This is a genomic window from Paenibacillus sp. FSL M7-0656 (assembly GCF_038003225.1).
Taxonomy (GTDB): domain Bacteria; phylum Bacillota; class Bacilli; order Paenibacillales; family Paenibacillaceae; genus Paenibacillus; species Paenibacillus amylolyticus.
This window is the reverse complement of record NZ_JBBOOT010000001.1, coordinates 4,751,815-4,767,778: the sequence shown is the minus strand read 5'-3', so window position 1 is coordinate 4,767,778 and position 15,964 is coordinate 4,751,815. Positions and strand designations below refer to the sequence as shown.

At 48.2% G+C, this 15,964-nt stretch carries 9 protein-coding genes; 1 reads left to right on the top strand and 8 read right to left on the bottom strand.

What is annotated here, in order from left to right:
- Position 1 precedes the first annotated feature (1 nt).
- The gene (locus MHI01_RS21100) at positions 2-3,391 is read right to left on the bottom strand and encodes a tubulin-like doman-containing protein (protein WP_076253675.1); all 3,390 of its coding nucleotides are present in this window, start codon (positions 3,389-3,391) and stop codon (positions 2-4) included.
- Between the two features lie 297 nt (positions 3,392-3,688).
- Positions 3,689-5,482 (bottom strand): vWA domain-containing protein, encoded by a 1,794-nt coding sequence (locus MHI01_RS21095; RefSeq protein WP_340984048.1) that lies wholly within the window; start codon positions 5,480-5,482, stop codon positions 3,689-3,691.
- 408 nt (positions 5,483-5,890) lie between these two features.
- Between MHI01_RS21095 and MHI01_RS21090 the strand changes: the two genes are divergently transcribed.
- Positions 5,891-6,823, top strand: coding sequence for a hypothetical protein (locus tag MHI01_RS21090; protein WP_076209727.1), 933 nt, complete (start codon positions 5,891-5,893; stop codon positions 6,821-6,823).
- Positions 6,824-7,314: 491 nt separating this feature from the next.
- On the opposite strand, the gene MHI01_RS21085 is transcribed toward MHI01_RS21090, so the two are convergent.
- From MHI01_RS21085 to MHI01_RS21060, 6 genes are all read right to left on the bottom strand, one after another.
- Positions 7,315-8,919 carry a DEAD/DEAH box helicase gene (locus MHI01_RS21085; protein WP_339190921.1) on the bottom strand — a complete coding sequence of 535 codons (1,605 nt, stop codon included), beginning with the start codon at positions 8,917-8,919 and terminating at the stop codon, positions 7,315-7,317.
- A gap of 1,414 nt (positions 8,920-10,333) precedes the next feature.
- Positions 10,334-11,785, bottom strand: a complete 1,452-nt coding sequence (locus tag MHI01_RS21080) for a SulP family inorganic anion transporter (protein ID WP_340984046.1) — start codon at positions 11,783-11,785, stop codon at positions 10,334-10,336.
- A 517-nt stretch (positions 11,786-12,302) separates the two neighbouring features.
- Positions 12,303-13,973, bottom strand: coding sequence for an ABC1 kinase family protein (locus MHI01_RS21075; protein ID WP_253503847.1), 1,671 nt, complete (start codon positions 13,971-13,973; stop codon positions 12,303-12,305).
- Positions 13,974-14,354 carry a phasin family protein gene (locus MHI01_RS21070; RefSeq protein WP_036612779.1) on the bottom strand — a complete coding sequence of 127 codons (381 nt, stop codon included), beginning with the start codon at positions 14,352-14,354 and terminating at the stop codon, positions 13,974-13,976. It abuts the gene before it with no gap.
- Between the two features lie 72 nt (positions 14,355-14,426).
- Positions 14,427-15,065, bottom strand: coding sequence for a ThuA domain-containing protein (locus MHI01_RS21065; RefSeq protein ID WP_340984045.1), 639 nt, complete (start codon positions 15,063-15,065; stop codon positions 14,427-14,429).
- A gap of 43 nt (positions 15,066-15,108) precedes the next feature.
- The gene (locus tag MHI01_RS21060; RefSeq protein WP_340984044.1) at positions 15,109-15,831 is read right to left on the bottom strand and encodes an SDR family oxidoreductase; all 723 of its coding nucleotides are present in this window, start codon (positions 15,829-15,831) and stop codon (positions 15,109-15,111) included.
- Positions 15,832-15,964: the final 133 nt, after the last annotated feature.

Sequence of the window (15,964 nt, the reverse complement as noted above, 5' to 3'; positions counted from 1 at the left end):
CTTACTTCAGCCTTCTGCGAATGTCGTTCAGCTTGGACGACATTGTTCTGTAGAACTGATAGATGTCTTCTCCGTTAGCCAGTTCTACCCGCTCGTATTCGAGACGATCGCGCGATTCCATAAACAGCGCAGCCAGATCATCCAGCTTTGTCAGCAGTGGGGTGATATCCTCAGAAGCTGTAAGATCGTTATCGCGGCGGGAGGCTTTGCGCAGCAATGTACTGCGATCCTTCTCCGCCAGACCGCGGAAGTTGCCAAACACTTCATACTCGGCAAAGTTACGGCTCTTCATCAAGTTTGCGAACGGCTCCCATGCGTCTTCTTCCGGGTCACGGTCATAGACGTAGAGGGCACCTTTTTTGACGATGGTGTCAGTATATAACGCTTCGATGAAGCGGTCATACCACTGCTCTTCGTCCTGGTACTGGGCAAGAATGCCTTCGAGTTCGGCAACTTTGGCCGAGATGGCATTCATCTTTGCCAGTTCCTCACGGACACGTGCGATCAGCTGCGGAGAGCGTACCAGGTTTTCTTTGGCCATATCTTCATTAATACTTCCGAAAATATCCTTAACGCCTACACGCGGCAACCCTTCGGTTTGCAGACGCTTCAGCTCGATCACGGCCCGCTTCACTTCGCCGAGGTTCGGCGTGGTGGACGTCAGACGCATGTCGTAGGCTCCCAGTTTGGCAGACAGATCAAACGCTTCTGTTGTCACAATCGCATACCGATTGCTTGTATTCTCATCAATGGATTTGGCTGTCACAATGTTGTATCCAAGCGCCTGCTCAAATTCGTTACGCACACGGGCGTTATACTGCTTCACGCGGGCGTTCTCGTACACATCTCCCCATGATTTCTCCGGAATCGGAGACGGCAGATAGGTCCAGTTGTTTTTCTCCGTTTGCACCAAGTGACGACCAATGCCTTCTTTGTCCAAAATGGTACGTTCATAACTTTCCTCATATACTTTGAGCGGTGTATACACAAAGAGTGGTACCCCGTTGCGGGTGTTCAGCCAGAATATCCGGTTACGCACTTCACTTTCCTTAACGGTAAAATGAGATTTGCCTACCGCATTGTTCTGATAATTGCGAATCCCTTTCAAGATGCCTGGCGCCTGTGCCGGTACCGATACAAATCCCCATGAAGGGAAATGCAGACTGCCTGTACTGTTGCTCAGATTGAACACCGGAACCGCCTCATCATCCAACTTGCCAGCAATGAAACGTTCCACGAATTTCTCGACTGACTCATCCTGACCATATTTGATCACCAGGAAATCTTCCATGGAACGGGTAATCAGATCACCGAATTTCTCACTCAGGAAGTCGGAGATGGAGCTGACGATATCAATCTCGTTTTCTTTCACCCACTGGCTGGAGTTTTCTAGCAATTCACGAGAGAAGTCACGGATCAGATCATCTGTATCACGTTTATCCAACAGCCCGTCCACCACACTGACGATATCCGGTACACTCACAACGTTCCAGTAATATGTTTTGTTGCCTTTGTGATCGGCTTGTTCCTCGCCGCGTGTCAGCAGATCACCGTTCTTGGCGAATATCGAGCTAAGGGCGTTCAGCGTTTCGGTAAATACGTTATAAATGCGGCTGTTCTCTTGGTTCAGCAACTCATACAGATCTTCATAGAACTCGATCATCTGATCGTTGCGTTCCACGTCGGCGTGCAGCCAGTACTCATGAATTTTTGCTTCAATATAAGCATTCTTTTTCTTCTCTTTGGAGACAAAAGCACTCTTCGCATCGCCCAGTTTCTCTTCGGACTGCTCCTGAGCTGCTTCAATATCACGTGGAATGCGGAAGGCATTCTCACGCAACGTTTCGATGTACGACTGAATCATCTTCAGTACACAGAAACCTTTTTCCGTATAAATCAGACGGGAGACATAGAACGGACCTTGTTCGGGATGCAAAAACATACGCCGGATCTGTTCGGTGAACTGACCGGCAATCTCGCCTGGCAGTTGTTTCTTCGCCTTGATATATTCTTCACGGGCACGAGCCAGGAAGTTCTGTTCCAGTTCGGTGTCCATATTCACAACCTGTGATTTCACCACGTTGCCATAGGATAAACGCTCACTGTTCTGATACCCAGGCAGTGGCTCTGGCACGCGCGCTTCAAAGGACTTGACCACACTTTCGAGATCAATACCCAGCTTGCGGGCAAACTTCTCGGTATCCTCCTGGTTTGGTGCTTTGGAGAACATGGTGTTCATTTTATCGAACATGCGATACGCCAGATAAGTGGTCATCTCTTCAATCGGCAGGACAGCCGAAGATGCACCGATGATGTTGTAATCATAGTTAGCCGGGTACACCTTGTTCATCTGTGCAATGTTGGTGCGAATGTTGCTGATATAGTCATGGATCGCAAACTCCTCACCCGACTGCTTCTCCTCACTTGCCATGAAGTTGGTAATGTTCTCGGCCGTGACGTTCATGCAGTAATCGTAGGCGTTCTCCAGCAATTTGCCTTCGGTATTCGTAGCAGAGATTAGATGACACAGGTTAAATGGAGGCAGTGGTGAGTTCACGGTTAAAATATTGCCGTACTTCTGTGTAAACCGCTCACCGCGGCTATCCACGTTCATCCAGTAATCCAGCTCTTTGAGCGCAGCATATCCGTTTTTACGAATGTATTCACGAGTGTGTTCACTCAAGCTTTTGTTGGACAGGTTCACATCTGGCGTGAACAGATATCCCAGCGTATTCACGCGGTCAATCCCGGCAGAGCCGTGATCACGTTCGATAATGCCGCGCACGATATAGGAAATATCGAGGAAACAGCCGCTGCCTGTACCGCCGGACAGACCTGTCAGCAGGAACACCATCAGTTTTTTGTTGGTGCCTACGGATAAGGTTTTGATCTTTTTGTCGATAGCCTGTACGACCTGATTAATCTTGGTGAACAGGAGCAGACGTCCAGCCTGACGCACCCCTGCGGCGCCGTTCATGCCGTCCGTAATGCTCAGTTCGGGAGACAGCCAGTCCGTAATATACGGTTCAAGCACGCTACGGTTCTGTAGAAGTCCGCCAATTTCGGCATTGGACAGCAATACGAATTCATTGATCGGATCAAGTCCGATCCCTTTATACTTTTTGGCACGATCCTGTTCGTTTGTCTCAAAAGCCAGAAACTCCACATTGTCCGGCTTGTCCATTTTTTTCTTGGATACCGGGTCCTGTGGCAGCTTGAAACGACGGTTGATTTGATATTTGAGACGCAGCAACGCATCAATTCCCGTTCCTCCCAGACCAATAATCAGAATGGGATTATCAATCGTATCAACTCTGATCTTCTCACTGACAATACCTCCGCCAAGTGATACATCCAGTTGCTGAATATGTTCTCTAACAATCGGTTTCATTCCATGTCCTCCTTAGATTAACGCACGTATGCTTCAATCTATATAATTAAACTAAAGAATATTTACACTTGCCACTCCGTTGACAGAACAACCTTCCGATCGCTGTTATCCCCAGATTTTTTGATTCTCTTTTTCAACGGTGAAAATCTGGGGATAGCGTATGCTTCCGATGTAGCTTTCTTTCAGAAAGCTTTTAGGCGAACGCTTTCGCTTCTCCAGCTTTTTTCTGTCCTCTGCGTTCTCGTGTAAATGGATTAGTTCAACTTATATAGCTTACATTCATTTAGCTATAATCCTTCACACCAAATACTCGATCAAAATCGTTTTGTCCGCCTGTTGTAGCGGGATGCTCAGTCGGTCACCGTTCTTCAGTTCAACGCCTGAGCTTGCATCGACTGCACGACCGGATTTCTCCAACGTACCGCCTGCGGTGTTACGGATTATAATTCGATCCCCATTGCTGGGCGTAAATACATATTTTTCGGTTTCCTTCAGCTCAGGGTCCAGTTGCAACAACTGATGTAGATGGAATCTGCCCCGGAAGGATACCAGCTTTTTATATTGCGGATAAGACTTGTCTCCCGTGTTCTCATCACGAATCTCCACAACCATCTGACCTACAAATCCCCGGTTTTTGCGTTTCAGCCAGCCCATCAGGAACCAGGCACCAACACCAACCACGATCAGGGCTATAACACCCAGGATGACAGGCAACCAAGGAAACGGCTTGTCCTGTTCACCGCCTGACGTTGTTGGTTGAGATCCACTTCCGGCTGATCCACTCGCGTTGATCGTGATTGGCTCACTTTCACGGTAGAAGCTGTCTTCTTCCGCACGGATGACTAATTCATAGTTATGATTGTCCGGTACTTCAAACGTTCCGGCAAAACCAGAACCTGTGTTTTCCAGCGGTTGTTCTTCACTTTTGCCTGTATCTACATCTTTCACCACCAGCGTCGCCTTCATATCTGTATACAGATCATTATCCTGAAGTGGCTGACCGCCATTCTCCAGTTTGGCTGCAAGATCTACCTTGTCCCCTTTGGTATAGGACTTGGTCTTAATTGGGTCCACAACGAGCTGAAGATCATAGTTGAACAACAGGTTGATATCGATGCTGTCTTTCGGAGCCCCTTTTACCCGAAGTTTCCAGTCACCTTCTTGGGGTTTCAACAGCTTCACGAGTGAATAACTCTTCGACGTCGAGAGCTTGGCTGCGTCCGATTTCAGGTCCACAGCTTGTCCGGAAGGGTCCGTCAATTGCACTTCCACCGGCTTCGAAGACATGATCGAAATGTTTGCTTCCAATACACTGTCATTCGGTACATTCACGGTAACTTCCTGATAACTGCCGTTTCCCGTTACAGAGGGCAGCTTCACCACATTCAGTTTGGCATGATCGGCGAAGATTTCACTCAGAATCTGTGGCAGATCATCCGGCGTATCGGTAATGAATGATTTACCTCCAGTCTGCTGAGCCAGATCTGCAAGTGCATTCTTGTTCAGCTTGCCATCGGCGTTCAATCCAATCGTATACACCGGAATACCCTGATCCTGTGCTTCCTTCACGGCTTTTGCCAGGTCAGCATCAGATTGTGCCTGTGTACGGCCTTTGGTTTTGTTAAAGTCATTGTTGCCATCCGCCAGTAGCACGATCATTGGCGAGTGGGCTGGGTCTGCACCATGATTCAGTATGTTGACGGCTTCGGCGACACCAACTGAGACATCGGTATATGGCCCCCGGCCAAGCTGATCAATAAAATCCTTCAGGCTGCTCTTGTCCGCATCGGACTGAATCTCCAGCATAGCCTTTTCCCGCTCCACCTGATCGGTATAAGCGACAATCCCTACCTTGTCCCCCTGGACGGGCAGCATATCAATAAACATTTTCATGGCTTCATTACTGATCTTGTCACGGTCACTTGTATTCATTGAGTTACTTACATCGGCTACAAGTACCGCATCGATTCCGCTTGTCTGTGCCTGAGCCGCTGCAGCTTGTGGCAGCAACGCTTGAGGTAACAGTAGCGTTAGAATTGTCAGCAGAACCATCGTTCCACTAAGCCAGCGTATTTTGCGTGTCCGCAGCATTGGATGTACTCCTTCACGTTTGAGATTAAAATGGGAATAGTTTATTATAGGCGTCAAGCCTTAAGGAAATCTTAACAGTCTACTAACAAATTCTGAAAAGCACCCCTATCTTGAGTTACAGTTTTGTAATGACTGACAAAAATCGACGATTTCATGCCTTGAACTGGCACAAAAGTACCAACTATGGAAATATGATATAGTTATTGCCAGCAAACTGCAATATAACAACGCTTGTTCACCAAGCCATAGAAGGGAACGGATTATGGTTACATACGGATGCCTCGCCATATTGTTTCTTTTTGTCATCATAAAGGTAATTGCACTCCAGCTTCATCGGAGGAAACCAATTTCCCGCGAAGACACGGATCGTACCCTCTACACTATTCTGAATGGTGAGCGTGATTAAGCATGAGTACTAAACTAGTTGTATCCATACGACCATTTCATCGAACGACCTATGCCTATGAAAAGTTGCAAGTCTGCTCACGTTGTGGACAGTACACCTGCCTGTGGGAAGAGGAGTGCACGGCCTGTGGCCGGGGTACCCTGAACTCCGTTCAGTCGAAGGCGACTTCCCGTGTGAAACGCCGCATTGCACGCGACCTGTTCATTACCATATTGTTCGGTGCTGCTGCCACCTATTTTGGTGAAACCATAGATCAGACCATGGCGGCAGCCAGCGTTTCCCTGCTGCTTCTGGCCTTACTCATCTTCATGCAGAAACGTTCGTTCGAGGTAGAGCAGCAGCGCGAGTTGAAGCGCACGTTGCAACAGGATGAGGAACTCATCCGCCAGGGTATTAACCGCAACTGGGCTCTGGTCGCCGAAGCTCGAAAGCAGGATGAAGCACTTGCCTATGAGATGCTCCGCGAGATCGGCTCACTCGTCTACAATGACCGGATTCGACTGCAACAGGTTGCGCTGTTACAATCCTTTGTCCTACGCAGTGATATGGATCTGCAGCTCAAGCCCTTGCTCTTACGCAGCTTCGAGCGGCTGCTGGCTGAATATATTGGTGAGATTGCTCGGCTTAAGCCGGATTTGATCCGTGAAGATGCGATTCGTTATATCGCGACCTATGAAGTGAACATTTTACAGCTCCACAATGGAATTCAGATACTTACAGCCGTAGCTGCTGCTGCCGTGCGCAAGAGCAAATATATTGAGTTATTCCCTAGTCTTATTACCCGCTACGCCCGCTTTATGCCCAAGGATCGCTTCATGAGACTTTATCACACGATTGAACGCTATCCGAGCAAGGCACGAGGGGGATTGGCAGAGTCGGTAGGTCGGGTTTATAACGAGAAATATCGGGATCAATATGCAGATGTTCAGCTGTAGGGATGATATATTGAGAAAGAAAAACGTAGTTTAGTGCAAACTCACTCCCTGTATATAGACGAATGCAATTTCATCCATCCCTGCATGCGCGTCAGCACCACAGATCGAAGGTTATGCTTCTAATGATATAAGAATTAATCCAAAAACACCCCATCCTTAGGTCTAGGATGAGGTGTTTTGAATTTTATGGCAGTCTGCCACGTGCTATGCGAAGTACACGGACAGAAAGAAAAACTAGATGAGGAATATCTAAATGGCATCTTCCATGGATCAAGCAGGCGCGCCAACAGGCACTCGAAGATGACAAAAAGAATAAGCGGAAATGAGCATCTGTCCTGGTGAAAAAGGGCCGCGACGTGGTTCCGTCGCGACCCTTGATCTGAAGGTTCGGTACATCTGTACCCGAACCCTCTCATATGTGCCATGCCAAACCCTGTGGCATGGCATGGTGCCTGCGCAATTGCGGCTGCATCGCCGCTTGCGCCAAGGCTTTACCGTCCGCGACGAGAATCGCGACGGTCACCCTTCGCCGGTCCGCGTCCTGCGGCTTCCGGACGGCGAGAGCCTTCGCTGCTGCGCCCGGAGGTGCGCTTGTCGGCACTACGGCCAGCCCAGCCGCTGCTAGCTGCGCGGCCGCCTTGGCCCGCTGCTCCGCGACTGCTGTCGCTGCTGCGCGCGGAACCACGACCTGCGCTGCGCTCGTCGCCACTGCGACCCGCACCGCGTCCACCTTGACCCGCTGCACCACGACTGCTGTCGCTGCTGCGGCCACCGCTACGACCACCACTGCGTCCGCCTTCACTGCGGCCACCTTCGCCACCGCGGGAACCACGCCCCCCACGTCCGCCATCTCTGCGATCGTTACGGCCTGCACCGCGACGGGCACTGCCAGTTCCGGAAGAGCGTCCGCCTGAACGTTCGTCATCCCCTTGACTGTTGATGGAACGTCTAGCTGCTCCAGTTGAAGCAATTGGACCTTCGCTTGTCCACTGGATACGGGACAGCTTTTGGTCAATACCTTGTTCAATACGTGCAAGTTCCGGTCTGTCGTGCTCTGTTGCAAACGTTACAGCAAGACCTGTACCGCCTGCACGGCCCGTACGACCAATCCGGTGGATATAACTTTCCGCATCATGCGGCATATCGTAGTTAAATACATGCGTAACGCCTTCAACATCAAGTCCACGTGCAGCTACATCTGTAGCAACCAGCACTTGCAGTTTGGCATCGCGGAACGCTTTCATTACGTTTTCACGCTTGGATTGGGACAGATCTCCATGAAGTTCATCACTTGCATAACCTGCTTCACGCAGATCTTGGTTCAGCTTGGATGCACGACGCTTGGTACGACAGAAAATAATCGCCAAGTATGGGCGATACGTATCAATCATGCCGCGAAGCGCTTCTAATTTACCACGATCCGTACATTCCAGCACTTGCTGGCGAATTTGTTTGATCGGGATAACAGATTGGGAAGATACTTTTACATCTTCCGGATCTTTCATGTAGGTCTTCGCCAGGTTACGAATGCCCTTAGGCATCGTTGCTGAGAACAGCATTGTCTGACGTTTATGTGGTAGCTCGCTAAGAATCGTCTCCACATCGTCCAGGAAGCCCATGTGCAACATTTGGTCGGCTTCATCCAGCACCAGTTTTTTCACATTATCCAGCTTCAACGTGCCACGGCGCAGGTGATCCAGCAGACGACCCGGTGTACCAATAACGATCTGGGTACCGTTCTGCAATTTACGCAGTTGTTTGTCCACATCCTGCCCACCGTATACGGCAAGCACGTGCAGTTTATCGTCATTTGCCGTGAGCTTCTTCGCTTCTTCCGTAATTTGGAGCGCAAGCTCACGCGTAGGCGCGATAATCAGCGCTTGCGGAGAACGGTCGGATACGTTAATTTTCTGAATAATCGGCAGCAAAAATGCCAGCGTTTTCCCTGTCCCTGTCTGTGCCTCAGCGATAATATCGCGTCCACCCAACAGTACCGGAATCGAACGCTCCTGTACCGGAGTCGGCACGGCGATGCCCTGATGTTTCAGGATCTCGCACCATTCCGGGCGAATGCCCAGTTGTTCAAAGTTTGCCAATCGTTACACCTCTGTATATTCATTTAGATAAGTCCATTTCATAATGACCTTAGTATCAGTATCTGCCATCAAGACTAGTTTTCCTTATATCAATCATGATTATGAAATGAATTTTTTAAAAAGCAATCCACTCGTTGCTCTTCTTCTCCATACCCTGTAGTTTACACGTTAGTCAAGCAAAACAAAAGGGGATACAGCGTTACACCCCCAACTTGTAGCACAAAATCCCAAGATCAGCGAAACTTGTATCGACCAAGTGAGTTTGAGGACGGTTATGAGAGAGTGTGTGAGGTTGGTTTTGAGAATGACCCTGACTCTGTAGAATGGGGTTGAGGATTGAACTGCACATGGTCAGGCGGAGGTTATGCGGGCTACAGTGTCTGATGGCGCTCCTTGAGAAAGATGTATTGGATCGTTATGTTCATAATCCTTGGATAGTTTAGAGATTTCGTTGAGATTGAGATAGCTGCTATGATTCTATAAATTGTTGTACAGGATATTCTGAAACAGATCAAAAGGAAGCTATTTTGCAAAAGTTTCAGGAATTGAAAGAGTACCTCACATAACTCCGTACATTGAGATCAAGATTCAAGATTTCTCGTGGTTCAAAAATAGCTCTAACGCTGAACCTCCCACGTACCACTGATTCTAACGAATCCAGGGCACCCTATTACGCCAATTAAAGCCGTTTGGATTTTCTAACGAACTCCAGTCACTTAATTACTCGGAAATACCCGCGAAACGACATCAGTATAGGTGGAATCAGCAAAATAAGATGTCTAAGATTCGTTAGAATAACGAAAACATGAAATAACCCCATATAAGACGTGCTAAGTTCGTTAGAATTTACACATAGGGAAGGACACAAGCATCAACACAGTAACATCACCTACAGCAATAACAACATATACTAGAACCAGAACACCAACTACAAATACTAGAACTAGGAACAACAACAAGCACTACCTATACTTCTACTAGAACTACTACTACAACTGCTACTAGAACTACTACTACAACTGCTACTACAACTACAACTACAACTACAACTACAACTACAACTTCTACTAGAACTACCACTACCACCATTAGAACTACTACTACTTCTTCTTCGTTCTTTTTCTGTTCTCTTCTTCACTGTACACACCACACACTCTAATAAAAACAACGACGCCCTCTCCCCAATTTATTTTAGGAAAAAGTGCGCCGCTGATAGAAAGTATCTTTTTATGTTATCTACTACACAGGGCTGTCACATGTCTGCTCACCACTACTTTAGGACAGTAGCCCTCATAACTTCATTACTTGTTTAGATCCTTAATTCCAGATTTACTAAACCGTTCATTTTTCACCTTGTCCGCGTAACTATAGTCAGACATTGCACCTTTGGACAACAACCTTCGTTGCAACCAAGTTACGAACCGTGCCCTCCAGCTGTAGCAAATCCACTCCGTTCAAGAATACGGGAGCTTTCCTCGTTTAACCCGCGCAGGTGCACGGTTTTGCCAAGCTTCGCGTATTTGAACTTCACTTTGCCGATAGCCACAACCGCAGTGTTATCCCAGATATGTGAACCTCCGAAATCAATCGTGATCTCATTCGGATCGGCCTCTGCATCGAACTCATCTACAAAGCGGGACGAAGAGCCAAAGAAGAATGGTCCGTGAACCCGATAAACTTTCTGCCCTTGCTCTTGGCTCGCCTGTACGCGAATCTTGGTCTGTTTCCAGCCAAAATGCAGCACACTGAGCACAACGCCGACCATAACCCCGATCGACAGATCGTGAGTATAGACCACAATTGCCACCGTCACGATCATGACAAAGGCTTCCGCGCGCGGCACGCGAGTTATATTTTTGATAGAACTCCAGTCGAATGTTCCGATACACACCATAAACATCACACCAACGAGTGCCCCCATCGGTACCTGTTTCACCACACCGCTAAACAGCAACAACAGGATCGCGAGAAACGCACCCGCAGTAAACGTAGATAATCTTCCACGTCCGCCAGACTTCACATTAATGACCGACTGCCCAATCATCGCACAACCGCCCATGCCGCCAAACAAACCGTTCACGAAATTCGCAATACCCTGACCACGTACTTCACGGTTCTTGCTGCTCTTGGTCTCGGTCATCTCATCCACGATGGTTGCCGTCAGCAGAGATTCCAGCAATCCAACCAGTGCCATGGTGAATGAATAAGGCAACAGAATCATCAGCGTGTCCCAAGTCCACGCAATATTTGGCAAATGGAACATCGGCAGAGTGCTCGTTATATTTCCCATGTTTCCTACCGTTCTTACGTCCAGATGGAACACCACGGTAATAATCGTCATCACGACGATTGCAATCAGTGGAGCTGGAATGCCTTTGAAAAACCGTGGCAAAATATAAACGATCGCCAGCGTGCCCGCTACCATCGCATACATGATCCAGTTCGCTCCCGTGAAGTGCGTTAACTGCGCCATAAAGATGAGTATAGCCAGTGCGTTAACGAATCCGGTCAGTACCGAATGAGGCACAAACGTAATAAATCTCCCAACTTTAAATATGCCCAGTAAAAACTGGATAATGCCCGTCAAAATCGTAGCCGCAAAGAGATATTCCACGCCATAATCCTTGACGAGTCCAACCATTAGTACCGCCATGGCACCTGTTGCCGCCGAGATCATACCTGGTCTTCCACCAGCAATCGAGATCACAATCGCAATCGTAATCGAAGCGTACAACCCGACCATCGGATCGACACCGGCAATGATGGAGAACGCAATGGCTTCCGGAATTAACGCCAGCGCTACCGTAATGCCTGCCAGCACGTCTCCGCGAATGTTGCCAAACCATTGTTGTTTTAAAGTATTCATATGTTCTTGCCGTTCCTCCTACGCGTATTCCTCATAATGGACAATCTGCTGAAGAGTAACGGAAGCCGTTCACACTAACCAACTACCCAGGACAGCACAAAACAACGGATTCCTCTCCGCGTCATTCGCCTATGCTCTTGCCTGAGTTGCATCATTATTCACCATCCATATAGCCTTGACGGGTTAATATGCACTCATGTCTTTTCCGTTCCAGTGTGTACCGCTGGTGTTCCATTACTGCCTCAGTTGTCTTACTCGTGCGACATCAGGAGCTGATCCTGATGCCCATAGGTTTTCCCCTCTCAGAAAAACCGGGTCCGTTAATGTACTGACCTATTATTATAGTCACAGGACCGGATATGTACTAATACAGTTAAGGCGAAAAAACAGAACCTTTTCTTCTATTATCTTAATCTTTCTATAATTTACTCACCAATTCTCTATTCACAAAAAATAACCCGCAAAGATCCTTTGAAGAAAGTCTCTTTACGGGTATTCTTGTGATGTAATGCTGTTGCTAGAACCTTCCCGATTTGAATATCGAATAGAGCAGGAAAGCCACCATCAGAATCGCCACCAGGAAACCAATCTCAATGACCGGAATATCCCACAGCATCGTGGACTGATGACTGATCGACGAACCGATAATCAGACCCACCATAATGATACAGAAGGCAAGTAACACAATACTGAAAGACAGCCGATTGCTGATCTGGTCCATTCTGCGCATGAGTGCATCCAGTTCAGGGACACTAATCTCCAGCCTCAGCTTGCCTTTGCTAATAATGGATGATAATTGCCTTAACTGCCCTGGCAGACCAATGACACTCTCGGCCATATCGGCCGCACTGCGGAACAAGCGATTCTTGATTCTTCCAGCGCTAAAACGTTCCTTGATCAGCTTCCGCCCAAAAGGCTCGGCCATATCTACAATGCTCAGGGAAGGATCGAGATGTTCAATTACACCTTCCATCGTTAGCAACGATTTACCGAGCAGCAGAATATCGGCAGGCATCACAACTCGGTGCCTCTGGGCTACGCCGAATAAATCATTCAATGCCTGACCCACACTAATCTTGGAAAAGGGAATATCGTAATATTTGCTACGCAACTTGTCCAAATCCACATGAAGACCACGCAGGTCCATGTCATCTGGCATCATGCCGAGCTTCTCAATCGCCCGGATCATACTGTCCGTATCTTTGCGCATTAACCCAATAATAAGTGAAGCGAGCTGTTGTTTCATCTCATCACTCAGACTGCCCACCATACCGAAGTCTATAAAAGCAAGACGTCCATCCTTCAATACCATTAGATTGCCCGGATGTGGGTCAGCGTGAAAGAATCCCTGAATAAAGATCTGATTCAATAATGAATCCACCAGCCGCTCGGCAATGTTATTCAGATCATGGCCGCGTCTGACCAGTTCTTCACGATCATTGAGCTTGATACCTTCGATATACTCCATAGTAAGCACACGGGACGAAGTCTGATCCCAGTAAATTGCCGGGATTTTCACCTTGTTGTCCTGTTGGTACTGCTGTGCAATCTTTTCCGTATTGCGGCCTTCGACTGTATAATCCAGCTCGGCCATCAACGCCTGAGCGTATTCTTCGACCATTTGCGGAATCTGATATTGCTTCACCCAGTCCCAGCGCTTCTCAGCCATGGCTGTCAGCTCACGCAAAATATCCAGGTCACGTTGCACAATACGCGATATACCGGGACGCTGAATCTTGATGGCTACCGATTCACCGCTTTGAAGTTTGCCCAGATGCACCTGTCCAATGCTGGCCGCAGCTACAGGGGTATCCTCGAACCGGGAAAAGATCTCCTCCAGCGGTGTATCCAATTCCTGTTCCAAAATACCCCGTGCCGTCTCGGAAGAGAACGGTGGGACCTGATCCTGCAACTTCACCAGCTCGCGAATGACAGACTCAGGCAACAGATCTGCCCTTGTGCTTGCGAGTTGCCCCAGCTTGACGAAAGCTGGCCCCAGCTCCTGCAGCACAAGCCTGATGCGTTCACTCAGCGTTTTGGTGGTGTGTGCTTCACGCGACATCCACCGTCTGGGCAGAGCCAGCAGCTGGAACAAGCCCAGCTCCTCGACCATATAACCGAAGCCATGACGCACGAGCGCCATGGCAATTTCACGGTATCTGCCGACATGTTTGATTCGCACTGCCATCTACTCGATCTCGTTTCCTTTGAGAGGAGGAGGAACTTCAAGTGGAGCTGGGGATTCATCAGGTTGAAGCTGTGGTGAGTGGCCCAGTTCGGCAAGTTTTTTCTCCAGAACGGCAACGCGCTGTTCCAGACTGGTTACATCACTTTCGGATGCCACACCAGCTTCCTGAAGCACACGCTTGACCTGTTCTTGAATCACTCTCTTGAACTGGCCTTGCTCTTCATCGCCCCGTTCCAGCAGACGTTCAACCAAAGCTTTGGATTCACCGGGCGCAAGTTCCCCGCGCTTGACCAAATCATCCACGGTTTTCTCAATTTTTTCTTTGCTTACGACAGTAAGACCAAGCCCTAACGAGATCGCCTTTTTGAACAAATCGCTCATTTTTGTCATCCTCCTCTTCGTTGATCTCTATATTATACCCCTTATACTCTGCATGCAAAAATGTCAGTCCGATCAGACGTAACGCGCAACCCATTTGCCTGCTTGCAGAAGTAACTTGCGGTACGTTTCGTGTGCAAAAGACGGCACATGGTGACCCGGCATCAGATAAACAATACGCCCAACACCATATCGATGAGCCCAAACCGCAGGCTTTGGTCCTTCTTCGGATTGATATTCAAGCAATATTTTCGTTTCGGCAAAAGAACCAAATTCGAACTGATAAGGCTCTTCTTCCATTGTGAAATTCGAAATGCCCTCCGTCACGGGATGGCTTTCCGCCGTTACAGTGAATTCAAGCGGTGCATACGCCGGATGATGCAGGAACTTGGCACCGATCATCTGTTTGAGCTCATAACGATTTTGGAGCGAAATGCCGTTATGTATAATGACCAGTCCTCCCCCATTACTTACATAGGACAACAAACCTGCTGTCTGCTGTGGAGAGACTTTACCCTTCCAATCGTCCATGTATGAGATACATACATCAAACCCGGTTATATTTTCTTGCAGCAACATATTCCGATTCTCACTGCACTGCACAGTCATAGTATCATGGAAAATTCGGCTAATCTCCGCATCCACCCCCTGAAGCGGGTGCCAATCCGGATGTGTATAATCGCCAAGTAATAGTGCTTTTTTACGATGATCCATTCAATTAATCTCCTTTCTTGTTCACCTCACTGTATAAAACCAACTACCAGGGGAGCTTCTCTCCCTTGTAGTCCACATATGCGGGCTGATCTCCTTTAAACTGTTCATGGCGGTCGATAAGTACTGCGATATGCTGTGCAGATTGCTCGGGCGTGAGATCCGCAGCAACATCCAATTCGCCCCTCATATAACTCTGTACCCAACCGGGATGCACAAGCATCACTTGTCCGCCTTTATCCTTCAGACCATTGTGCACAAGACGGGCCTGCATGTTCAAAGCAGCTTTGGACATACAATAGGCATACCACCCATCCCGACTGCATTGTTCTATACTTCCAGCCTCGGAAGAGATATCAACAATCAGCTTGACCTGTCCTTGAAGAAGGAGGGGTAACAGGGAATGAGTCACGCGCAGTGTACCTAAGGTGTTCACATTAAATACTTCAGCCATCTCCGCCATATTCAACGGCCCGCGGATATGATCCGTAATACTTCCTAGTATAGCCGCATTATTGATCAGCATATCCAAATGATTCGTATCCAGCTTCAATGTCTCCGTGAACAGAGCTACCGACAGGTCGTCCGCGATATCCAGTTCGATGGCGCGCAGATGGTCAGGATATCCTTCTGCAAGCATACGAATTCCCTCGGAATCTTCCACGTCCAGACCGGCCGCATACACGAGATACCCTCTCTTCAGCATCTGTGCCGTCAAAGCCAATCCCAATCCACGAGCAGCTCCCGTTACACATACGGTTCTCATCATGATGTCCCTCCCTCGCATAATGATTCTGTCTTTTATTCATTCCACATATTCATCTGAAAACCTTTAATTCAGAATAGGATTGCCAACTTCACGACCAAAGACTCAGGAGGTAAAAGCAAGATTAGAGCCATTT